This window comes from Gordonibacter pamelaeae 7-10-1-b, assembly GCF_000210055.1.
GTDB lineage: Bacteria > Actinomycetota > Coriobacteriia > Coriobacteriales > Eggerthellaceae > Gordonibacter > Gordonibacter pamelaeae.
On record NC_021021.1, the window covers coordinates 3,050,779 to 3,062,298 of the forward strand.

At 67.1% G+C, this 11,520-nt stretch carries 8 protein-coding genes; all 8 read left to right on the forward strand.

What is annotated here, in order from left to right; all coding sequences use genetic code 11:
- Positions 1–157 precede the first annotated feature (157 nt).
- Entirely contained in the window at positions 158–832 is a 675-nt protein-coding gene (locus GPA_RS14065; protein WP_015540277.1) for a hypothetical protein, read from the forward strand.
- A complete protein-coding gene (locus tag GPA_RS14070) occupies positions 829–1,602 on the forward strand; it encodes a hypothetical protein (protein WP_015540278.1) in 774 nt (257 codons plus the stop codon). Before GPA_RS14065 ends, GPA_RS14070 begins: the two co-directional genes overlap by 4 nt.
- 36 nt (positions 1,603–1,638) lie before the next feature.
- Positions 1,639–2,496 carry an ABC transporter ATP-binding protein gene (locus GPA_RS14075; protein WP_015540279.1) on the forward strand — a complete coding sequence of 286 codons (858 nt, stop codon included), beginning with the start codon at positions 1,639–1,641 and terminating at the stop codon, positions 2,494–2,496.
- A gap of 143 nt (positions 2,497–2,639) precedes the next feature.
- On the forward strand, positions 2,640–3,842 hold the full coding sequence (locus tag GPA_RS14080) for an NADP-dependent isocitrate dehydrogenase (RefSeq protein WP_015540280.1): 1,203 nt from the start codon (positions 2,640–2,642) through the stop codon (positions 3,840–3,842).
- A 308-nt stretch (positions 3,843–4,150) separates the two neighbouring features.
- Positions 4,151–4,987: a transporter substrate-binding domain-containing protein gene (locus GPA_RS14085; RefSeq protein WP_015540281.1), complete on the forward strand. Its 837-nt coding sequence runs from the start codon at positions 4,151–4,153 to the stop codon at positions 4,985–4,987.
- A gap of 14 nt (positions 4,988–5,001) precedes the next feature.
- Entirely contained in the window at positions 5,002–8,073 is a 3,072-nt protein-coding gene (locus tag GPA_RS14090; RefSeq protein ID WP_015540282.1) for a mechanosensitive ion channel domain-containing protein, read from the forward strand.
- 168 nt (positions 8,074–8,241) lie between these two features.
- Positions 8,242–10,833 carry a YhgE/Pip domain-containing protein gene (locus GPA_RS14095; protein WP_015540283.1) on the forward strand — a complete coding sequence of 864 codons (2,592 nt, stop codon included), beginning with the start codon at positions 8,242–8,244 and terminating at the stop codon, positions 10,831–10,833.
- A partial coding sequence (locus GPA_RS14100) for a YhgE/Pip domain-containing protein (RefSeq protein WP_041239699.1) occupies positions 10,830–11,520 on the forward strand: 691 nt, incomplete at its 3' end. The genes GPA_RS14095 and GPA_RS14100, both read left to right, overlap by 4 nt.

Here is an 11,520-nt window from a genome sequence, read left to right on the forward strand (position 1 = left end):
ATGGCGGCATGCTGTCGGCAATCGCGCAGCTGCAGGGCGTCGTCGGGTGCGAGGCGACGGCGATAGCGGGGTGCGTGCTTCTCGCGGCTGCGGTGGCCACGGCCCGTAAGGCGCTGATCGCGCACCTGGAGGCAGCATGAGATCGAGGAGGTTTCCCATGGATGCAGGGCATGGCAGCGGCGGCGGCCGCTTGGCAGGATCGGGCGGGCGCGCGCTTGTAGGTGCGCAGCTGCGGCGCGTGCTCGTCGTGGGCATCGTCGTGCCGCTGGCGGTCGGGGCGGTTATCGCGCTCGTCGGTGCCTGCTGGGCGTATGCGGCGGGTGCTGAGCCGGCCACGATGGCGATGATCGCGTTCACGCAGGCGTATCCGCTGACCGTGGGCGTGTGCGCCGTCGCGGTGCTGGCGGGCGACCCGCTCGTGGAGGTGCAGGCGGCCTTGCCGGTGGAGTTCCGCTGCGTGCAGACGCTGCGCGCGGGCCTGCTGTTGGCGGCGGGCATGGCGGGCGCGCTTCTGATGTTCGCGCCGCTCGAGGTGCTGGGCCTCGTGTACCGCGACATCGGATGGGCGGGGGCTCTCACGCCCGTTGGCGGCGCGGCCCTCATGGTGCTGGCGGCGTACGTTGCCGTGACGGTCGCGGGTTCTTCGCGCAGCGCCTCGCTTGCGGTGGTGGCGATATGGCTGTTCTTCGCGCTCGTCTGGGATCCGAACATGCCGATGCTCGCCCTTCAGCGCGGGCTGCCGTTGGCCGTGCTGCTCGCGGCGGGCGCTGGCGTTTGGCGCGCGCTCGGCTCGCCCGAGTACGCGTGGCGGAAGCTGGGAGGTGCGCGATGAGGTTCCTTGCGCTGGCACGCACCCATTTTCGCCTCGCCGCCCGGCAGCGGGCCCTGTGGATCGTCTCGCTCGGGCTCGCATTGCTGTCGGTCACGATCACGGTGAACCCGGGCCTCTCCTTCGAGACGGACAACCCGGCGGCGCTTGCCCTGACGGCCCAGATGCTCGCGTTGATGCCTCCCGTCGCCTACGCGGCGGCCTTCACCGACCTGGCCTCCGAGTCGGAGCGGCTCGGTATTTCGGAGATCGAGGCGTCCGCGCCCGTGCCTCCTTTCGAGTTGGTGGCGGCGCGCGTGGCGGGTGCGCTCGCGGCAATGGCTTTGCCGTCCGTCGGGGTGCTGCTGTTCTGCGCGGGCGGCCAGATGCTGCACGGCAACGTATGGGCGTTGCTCCAGGCGGCCGTCCTGCTCGCCGGCGTGGTGCTGCCTGCCGCGCTCGTCGCGGCGGCGCTTTCGGCGTTTGCCGGGTCTCTCCTGCCGCGCGCCCTTGCGCGGATCGCCGCCATCGTCGCCTGGTTCGGGGTGCTCTTCCTCGGCGTGTTCGTGCCGACCCCGACCGCCGGGGGCGGCCTGCGGGTCCATATCGCGGCCGACCCCGTGGCGCAGGTGCTCTTCGGCAGCACGCCGCTGCTCGATTCCCCCGAGTCCGCGGTAACCGCCGCCACGCCCCTCGAGGCCATCGCGCTGCTAGCGCTCAAGCTGGCTGCTGCCGTGGCGCTGCTTGCGGCGGCCGGCGCCATTGCCCGCAAGCGCACGTACCGGCGCCGTTGAGTCCGTCGCCGACGGGTGCACAGAAAGGAAACTCCCATGTTCATCTCCCTCGATCACTTGGGCAAGGACTTCCCGAAGAAGCCCTGCGCCCTCGACGGCCTCACGCTCGACCTGCCTTCCGGCATGATCGGGCTCATCGGTCCCAATGGCGCCGGCAAGACCACGCTCATGCGCATCCTCTGCGGCATCGTGGGCCCCACGCGGGGACGCGTGCTCGTGGACGGGCGCGACCTGTCCGAGCCGCGCAACCGCCGCGCGCTCAAGAAGGCCCTGGGCTACCTGCCGCAGGACATCGAGCCCTATCCCAACCTCACGCCGCCCGAGTTCCTCGACTACGTGGGCGTCCTCAAGGGCATGGACGACCGGCGCGCCCGGCGGCACCAGGCCGATGAGCTCATCGACCGCGTGGGGCTTGCCGATGTGCGCCGGCGGCGGATCGGCGGATTCTCGGGCGGCATGCGGAGGCGTGTGGGCATCGCCCAGGCGCTCATGGGCGACCCGCGCCTGCTCGTGGTGGACGAGCCCACGGCCGGCCTCGACCCCGAGGAGCGCATGCGCTTCCGCACGCTCCTGGCTACGCTCGGCGGCGAGCGCACGGTGGTGCTGTCCACGCATATCCTCGACGACGTGGCGCAGACCTGCCCTTATGTATGCGTGCTGCGCGGGGGCCGATTGCAGTACGACGGCGCCACCGCAGGCCTCATCGACGGCGCGCACGGACGCACCTGGCTCACGCCGCCGCTCATGGCTCCGCCGGCGGGAGCCGTCGTGGTGAATGCGGCGACCACGGCCCAGGGCACGCGCTACCGCATCGTCAGCGACGCGCCGCCCGCAGGATCGGCGTCCGTCGAGCCCACCCTCGAAGACGGCTACATGGCGCTCGCCGCCCGATGAGCCCCTTTGTTTCGCGCTCGTTTCCGAAAACCGGTGATGTCGTTGGTTTTGCGCGCGATGCGCCTGTGTGGGCCTGGGCTGGGGTATGATTGCGCGGTACACACGGGATGCGGGCGAGCCGCGCAACGAGGGAAAGGCTGACAATGGCGAAGATTCAGATGACCACGCCGCTGGTGGAGATGGACGGCGACGAGATGACGCGCATCATCTGGCAGATGATCAAGGACGAGCTGATCTGCCCGCACGTCGACCTCAAGACCGAGTACTACGACCTGGGCCTCGAGCATCGCAACGCCACCGACGACCAGGTGACCGTGGATTCCGCCGAGGCCACCAAGCGCCTGGGCGTGGCCGTGAAGTGCGCCACCATCACGCCGAACGCCGCGCGCATGGACGAGTACGACCTGAAGAGCATGTGGAAGAGCCCCAACGGCACCATCCGCGCCCTGCTCGACGGCACCGTCTTCCGCACGCCCATCACCGTGGCAGGCATCGAGCCGTGCGTGCGCAACTGGGTCAAGCCCATCACCATCGCCCGTCATGCCTACGGCGACGTGTACAAGAACACGGAGCTGCGCGTTCCCGGCCCCGGCAGGGTGGAGCTTGTCTACACCGCGGCCGACGGCACCGAGACGCGCGAGCTGGTGCACGAGTTCGACGGTCCGGGCGTGGCGCAGGGCATGCACAACCTGGATGCTTCCATCGAGAGCTTCGCGCGCAGCTGCTTCGAGTACGCCCTCGACGTGCGCCAGGACATCTGGTTCGCCACGAAGGACACCATCTCGAAGAAGTACGACCACCGTTTCAAGGACGTCTTCCAGGAGATCTACGACGCCGAGTACGCCGCGCGCTTCGAGGAAGCGGGCATCGAGTACTTCTACACGCTCATCGACGACGCGGTGGCGCGCGTGATGAAGGCCGACGGCGGCTTCATCTGGGCGTGCAAGAACTACGACGGCGACGTGATGAGCGACATGGTGTCGAGCGCGTTCGGCTCGCTCGCCATGATGACGTCGGTGCTGGTGAGCCCGCAGGGCTACTACGAGTACGAGGCCGCGCACGGCACCGTGCAGCGCCACTACTACAAGCACCTCAAGGGCGAGGAGACGTCCACGAACTCGGTGGCCACCATCTTCGCGTGGTCGGGGGCGCTCCGCAAGCGCGGCGAGCTGGACGGCCTGGACGACCTCGTGGCGTTCGCCGACCGCCTGGAGCGCGCCACGCTCGACACCATCGAGGCCGGCGAGATGACGGGCGATCTGGCCCTCATCACCACGCTTCCGAACCCGGTGAAGCTCTCCACCCGCGACTTCATCCTCGCCATCGCGAAGCGCCTCGCGGCGTAGCGCGACCGCGCACCCCAAGCTCCTCGGCGCCCGGGATCCGTCCCGGGCGCCGCTGTTTTCCGCGTGCGAGGTTGATGGCATAGAAGCAGCACATCCCTTGTCTGACCAGCCCCTTAAAAAAATTTTGAACCGGCAATCGCGCATGTTCGCCAGTTCCGGTTTGGCATACTTACCTTCTTGGAGCCGCGCCGCCGCGGCTTTGATGCGCTTTGCCGCCTTTGCGCGGCCGGGCGCATGCTTCGGGGCGAGCCCGCAGATGCGAGACGGCATGCGGGGTCGGGCGGAGGTTATCCGATGGGAGGAAGTACATGGGCAAGGTGAGGACGAGAGGCGCGGCGCTTCTGCTCGTCGCCGTGGCGCTGGCCTGCGCGCTTGCTGGGCTGGCGGGGTGCAGCGGCGAGAATGCAAAGGGCTCCCCGGCGAGCGGCAAGGCGCTGCGCGTGGGCGTGCGCAGCGACGTGGTGGGCTTCGGCTACCTGAACGAGGGAACGGGCAAGTACTACGGCTTGGAGATCGATATTGCCGAGGAGATGGCTGCGCGCATGGGCTACGGCTCCGTGGAGTTCGTGACCGTGACGCCCGATACCCGCAAGGACATGCTGGTGAACGGCGAAGTCGACTGCATGGTGGCCTGCTATTCCATTGCCGAGTCGCGCGAGAAGAACTTCGATTTCTCGCCGTCCTACTACACGGACGCCTCCATCGTGATGGTGGAGAAGAGCTCGCTCGTGTCGAGCATCGACGACCTCAAGGGGCTCACGTTCGGCACCATGGCGGGGACGAACACCGCCCCGCAGCTGGCGCTCAAGCTGACGGAGTCCGGCTTCACGTCGGGCGAGGCGCTGGAGCAGACCGAGGACCACTCGATGACCCGTTTCGATAACTTCCGCCTTGTGCAGATGGCATCCTACCAGGACCTCAGCCGGGCACTCGAGGAAGGGTCCATCGATGCGGCCTGCATGGACGGCGCTATCGCGCATACCTACCTGAACGCCGACCGCAGCATGCTCGACTACGTCATCGACACGCAGGAATACGGCGTTGCCACGCAGAAGGGCTCGGCGTTGAGCAAGCCGGTATCCGACGCCATCCAGGGCATGCTCGACGACGGCACCGTTGCGGCGCTCACGGACAAGTGGAACTAGGGAGGCGCTGGGGCATGTCGAGAAAACTCAAAGTCAAGATCGCCGTCCTCGTTTTGGTGGCAGCCGCGAGCATGGCGGTCATGGGCGTGCTGCTGTCCATGATGCAGACCGAGCTGTCGCTGGACGGCTACGCGAGCGAGATGCAGCAGGAGTCCGACGCACTGGAGGGCCTGTTGACGTTGGCAGACGAAGGCGTGGAGCAGAACACCGTCACCTTCGACGAGATATACCAGTCCAAGGCGGCGAGCGTGGCCTTCATGGCGAACAACGACGCCGGCTTCGCGGCGACCGATGCGAAGATGGTCGAGTACCAGGACCTTTTGGGCGTGGACAACGTGCTGGTGGTGTCGCGCGACGGCTCCATCGTCGCGAAGGCGCAGGACACCCCCGCGAACTTCGCGTATGCGCGCTTCAACCAGCTGCGCACCGTGTTCGATGACGGCAAGCCCTCCGCGGCCGTGGAGGTGGAGCTGCCCGAACAGAACTGGCTCATGCGCTACTACGCTGCCCGCATCGACGACGGTTCCATGGTGGTGGTCGAGCAGGGCCCTGAGGAGCTGCGCCAGCTCGTGGAGGACACGGGCTTGACGAAGAGCGTGCTCAAGGATATCGCCATCGGCCAGCACGGCTACGTGTTCGCGGTGTCGGCGCAGGACTACCTGGTTGAGTACCACCCGAACGACCATCTTGTGGGCACCGACGCCATCGACGGCGGCATCGACGTGGCCGACCTCGAGGACGGTTCGCTCGCGTGGATGGAGCTTGCCGGCGAGAGCCTGTACGGCCAGGTGAGCAAGATCGGCGACACCTACTACATCGCCGCCGTGCCTGAGAGCGACATGGCCGCCACCCGCAACATCACGGTGGGAGTGATCCTGTTCATCTTCTTCGCGGTCATGGCCGTGGTCATCATGTACGGCATCTTCGTCATGCGCGAGGACGAGCGCGAGGGGCGCGACCCCGAGGACTACCGCGCCGTCGGGCCGCTGCGCTACAACAAGGTGGTCGGGCGCAAGGCGGCGGTGCTCTCGTTCGTGGGCTTTCTGGCTGTTCTGGGCGTATCGTTCTACATGCAGACGCTGTTCGCGCTATCGTCCCAATCCGTGGCCAACAACGAGCGCGCCGCCGAGGTGGTCGAGACCACCCAGCGCACCCAAGCGCGCATGGACGAGCTTGTCAGCCAGTACGACGAGCGCTATCTGGGCAAGGTGCGCGTGGCCGGCTACATCCTGGACCAGAACCCCTCGCTTGCGAACCGCGACGACCTGCAGAGGCTGGCCGACGTCCTCATGATCCAGTACGTGTTCACGTACGACGGGAACGGCGTGATGACCGCGACGAACTCCTCCTACGCGAACTTCACCTTGAGCGAGGACCCCGAGGACCAGTCCTCCGAGTTCCGCAAGCTGCTCCAGGGCGCGGACTCGGTGGTGCAGGAAGCGCAGCCCGACGAGATATCCGGGCAGCTGCGCCAGTACATCGGCGTGCCTCTGCACGACGAGGCCGGCACTGTGAACGGCGCCGTGCAGATCGGCATTCGCACGACGCGCCTGGAGAATCTGCTGGAGACCGTTACCGTGGACAGCGTGCTGGGTGGCGTGAAGGTGGGCTCCGAAGGGTTCGCCTTCGCCGTGAGCAAGGACGACCGCACCTTCGCGTACTTCCCCGACCAGCGCCTTGTCGGCAAGGACGCGCTGGAGCACGGCATGACGGAGAACCAGCTGAAGGGCGGCTACTGCGACTACCTCACCGTGGAGGGGACGACGTACTACGTCTCATCGGCCGAGGCGGAGAACTACTTCCTGTACGTCGCCGACACCGAGGGCGAGCTCATGGCCGAGCGCGTGCCGCTCACCGTGGCCACGGGCGGCGTGGCCCTCGTATGCCTCGTGGTGATATTCCTGCTGCTGGCCTTCGAGCCGAGGGGCAGCGTGACTGTGGCCAAGGCGCCGGTCGAGGCCGACGCGCGCATGATCGACGTGAAGATGCCGAGCGGACGCGTGGCCAAGACCGAGTCGGCCGCCAGCCGCTGGATCGCCCGTTCGTTCAAGTGGGGCGAGAAGACGGCCGAGCAGAAGACGGCCACGGTGGTGCGCTGGCTCGTGGGCGTGTTCGTGATCGCCGTGTTCGCGGCCGTGGTGTTCCGGGAGAGCATCTTCGGCCAGGGCTCGATCTTCTCCTATATCCTGGGCGGCAACTGGGAGCGCGGCGTGAACGTGTTCGCCCTCACGGCGTGCATCATGTTCGTGTGCGTGGCGCTGACCGTGGTCGCGCTCGTTCAGAAGCTGCTGAACCTGCTGGCCACCGTGCTGGGCGCGCGCGGCGAGACCGTGTGCCGCCTTCTGGGCAGCTTCATCAAGTACGCCACCATCATCGGCATGGCGTACTACTGCCTCATGCTGGTGGGCGTGGACACCACCACGCTTCTGGCCTCGGCCGGCATCCTGTCCATCGCCATAAGCTTCGGCGCGAAGGAGCTGGTGAGCGATATCCTCTCCGGCCTGTTCATCATCTTCGAAGGCGAGTTCCGCGTGGGCGACATCATCAAGGTGGGCGACTGGCGCGGCACCGTGGTGGAGATCGGCGTGCGCACCACCAAGGTGGAGGATGGCTCCCAGAACATCAAGGTCATCCGCAACAGCGACATCAGCAACGTGATCAACATGACCAAGGAGACGTCCTACGCCTCGTGCGACGTCGGGATAGAGTACGGCGAGTCGCTCGAGCGCGTGGAGAACATCCTGTCCAAGGAGCTGCCGAACATCCGCAAGCGCCTTCCCGCCATCATCGACGGGCCGTTCTACAAGGGCGTCGTGGAGCTGGGCGACAACAGCGTGACCATCCGCATCGTGGTGCAGTGCTCCGAGAGCGACCGCCTGCAGCTGGAGCGCGACCTGAACCGCGAGATGAAGCTGATCTTCGACAAGTACGACATCAGCATCCCGTTCCCGCAGGTGGTGATCAACCAGCCCACCGAGTTCAAGAAGGCGACCGCAGCCGAGCAGCGCAGCGCCGACCAGTTCAACGCGCAGCAGAAGGCCGCCGCCCGGGAGCTGGGCAACGACGAGGACGACGAGACGCGGTAGCGCCCGCGTTGGCGAGGGGGCCGACGGCCCGGAGCATCGTGCTTCGGGCCGTCGACGGCTTTGCGTTGACGAATGTAACGTGTTCGTCAATCTTGCGTGACGTTCCGTGCCGAGAGGACTATCATTGTTCGGTATTTTATCGGGCGGAGAAAGGGTGCGGCAGCGGCTATGGGAAACGTTTTGCGGGTGCTCAAGCGCGATGTGCTGCGCTTGCTCAAAACGCCACCGGCGCTGGTGGTAGTGCTGGCGCTGCTCGTGCTGCCGTCGGTGTACACCTGGTACAACGTCGTGGGCTTCTGGGACCCCTACAACAACACGGGCGCGCTGCGCGTGTGCGTGGTGAACGAGGACGAGGGCGGCTCGAGCGACCTGACCGGCGAGCTGCACGTGGGCGACATGATAGTGGACGAGCTGCATGGGAACACGCAGCTCGACTGGGTGTTCGTCGACCGCGACGACGCCATGGCGGAGCTTGACGCGGGGAAGAGCTATGCCGCGTTCGTGATACCGTCGGGCTTCACCTCGCAGCTGCTCTCGCTCACCACCGGCGATTTCACGCAGCCCAAGCTGGAATATTACGTGAACGAGAAGGCGGGCCCGGTGGCCCCGAAGATCACCGACACCGGCGCCAGCACGCTCGACGAGACCATCAACTCCACGTTCGTCTCCACCGTGAGCGACGTGGCCGCCGATGCCATCGACCAGGCGCTGGGCGAGTCGCGCGAGAAGCTGGACGCGTCGCGCTCGCGGGCGGTGGAAAAGATCGCCCAGGCCGTGCAGACGGTGGGCGAGGCGCGCGAAACGCTTGCAGGCATCGGGTCGGCCACCGACGAGGCGCAGGGCAAGGTGGGCGAAGCGAAGGACGCGCTCTGCCGCGTGCGCGCCGACCTGGGAACGGCATCCGACGCGCTGCAGACCGTGTCCGGCCTGACGACGCAGATGCAGGACGGGCTGGCGAGCTTCTCCGCCGCGGCCATGCCGGCGGTGGGCACGGGCCTGTCATCGGTGTCGCAGGCCTCGTCGAAGGCGAACCAGGCGGTGGGGGACATCGCGGGCACGATCGGCGAGGCGCAGGGGAGCGTGCGGGCGACGCTCGCGCAGGCCCAGGCGGTGGTGGACGAGGATCGGGCGCTGGCGGCGTATTTGAAGAGCGTTGCCGACGGGCTTCCCGAGGACAACCCGGGCAAGCAGCCGCTTGCCCAAGCTGCCGCGCAGCTGGAACAGCAGGCTGCGGATGCCCAAGCCACGCTGGAGGACCTCACCCGCATCAGCGCGGACACGGAAACCGTCTCGCAGGCCACGGCCCAGGCGGGCAACGACCTGAACGCCGCCGTCCAGCAGGCCGTCGCAGGCGCCCAAGCCTATTCGGACAACCTGTTCGGCACCACGATCCCCGCCGTGAACGGGAGCTTGGCGCAGCTGGGCGCGGCATCGTCGTCGCTGGCAACCGCCGTCTCGAACCAGCGCGTGCTGGTGGACCAGACCTCGCTCGTGCTGGACCAGCTGGCGTCCACGCTCTGCACCGCGAAGGACGCGCTCGGGCAGACCGATGGCATCCTGGCCAGCTTGGAGGAGGGCCTGGACACCGTGCGCACGGACGTGCTGTCGCTCGGACAGTCCGGCGTGCTGGCGAAGCTGGTGGGCGAGGACGGGCTCGACGCGTCCAAGATCGCCGACTTCATGGGGTCGCCCACCGAGCTTGAAACCGAGCAGCTCTACCCGCTGAACGCCTACGGCTCGGCCATGGCCCCGCTGTTCATGAACCTGACGTTCTGGATCGGCGCGTTCATGCTGCTGGTGATCATGAAGCAGGAGGTGGACGGCGAGGGCATACGCAACCTCACCGTCACGCAGCGCTACCTGGGGCGTTTCGCGCTCTTGGCCGTGATGGCCGTGCTGCAGGCGGTGATCTGCTGCGCGGGCGTGCTGGTCATCGGCGTGCAGGCCGCCAGCGCGCCGGCGCTGTTCTTTGCGGCGGCGGTGGCGTCGCTTGCGTACCTGAGCATCATCTACGCGTTGTCGGTGACGCTGCAGCACATAGGCAAGGGCATCTGCATCGTGCTCGTGTTCGCGCAGATACCCGGCGCCACGGGGTTGTATCCCATCGAGATGACCTCGGGCTTCTTCCAGGCCGTGTACCCGTTCTTCCCCTTCACGTACGGCATCTCCGCCATGCGCGAGGCCATCTGCGGCTTCTACGGCTCGCACTACGGCGACGCCATCGGCATGCTGGTGTTCTTCTTCGCGCTGTTCATGGCTTTCGGCATCCTGTTGCGTCCCCTGATGGCGAACGTCAACCGCATGGTGGCCGGCCAGGTACGGCAGGGCGGCATCTTCAACGGCGAGGACGTGGAGATCCCCGCGCGGCCGTACCGCTTCTCGCAGCTGTTCCGCGCGTTGTCGGGCAGGGACGAGTACCGCGAGGAGCTGCGCGTGCGCTACGAGCGCTTCACGCGCTGGTATCCGCGGCTCATCCGCGGCTCCGTGGCCCTAGGCCTCGCGGTGCCGGTGGCGCTGGCGGTGGTGTTCGCGCTCACGCCCGCCGAGAAGGTGTGGCTGCTCACGGCGTGGCTCGTGTGGCTTGTGGCCGTGTTCGTGTTCCTGGTGGTGGTTGAGAGCCTGCGCGACAGCTTCGAGCGGCAGATGAGGCTCGACGGCATGACCGACGAGGGGCTGCTGGAGCTGGGCGCCTCGCGCAACGAGATGGAGCGCTCGGCCGCGGACGGCGACGACGGGGCGGAAGGGGGTGCCGTGCGATGAGCAATGTCTGGCACCTGTTCCGCGGCGACATGAGGCGGCTGTTCTCGAACGCCATGAACATCATCATCACCGTCGGGCTCGTGGTGATGCCGTCCATCTTCGCCTGGTACAACATCATCGCGTGCTGGAACGTGTTCGACAACACGGGCAACCTCACCGTGGCCGTGGCGAACGTGGACGACGGGTACGAGAGCGACCTCGTGCCCCTGCGCGTGAACATCGGCGAGCAGGTGGTGTCCGCGCTGCGTGCCAACGACGAGATCGATTGGACGTTCACCACCGAGGAGGACGCCGTGGACGGCGCGAAGTCGGGGCGGTACTACGCGGCCGTGGTCATCCCGCACGACTTCAGCCGCGTCATGCTCACGTTCTACTCGGAGGACGTGCACCACGCCAAGATCGTGTACTACGCGAACGAGAAGAAGAGCGCCATTGCCCCCAAGATCACCGACAGGGGTGCGGACACGGTGTCGTACCAGGTGAACGAAGTGTTCGCCGAGACGCTCTCCGAGGTGGCGCTAAGCATTGCCGAGTCGCTTTCCCGCTACGCGGACGAGGCCGACGCGAGCGGCCGCATCGCCGACCTGTCCGCGCACGTGCGCACCATGGGCGACCAGGTGGATCGGATGGCCTCGGTGCTCACGCTGTACTCCTCGCTGGCGGGGTCCGCCCAGTCGCTCGTGGGCG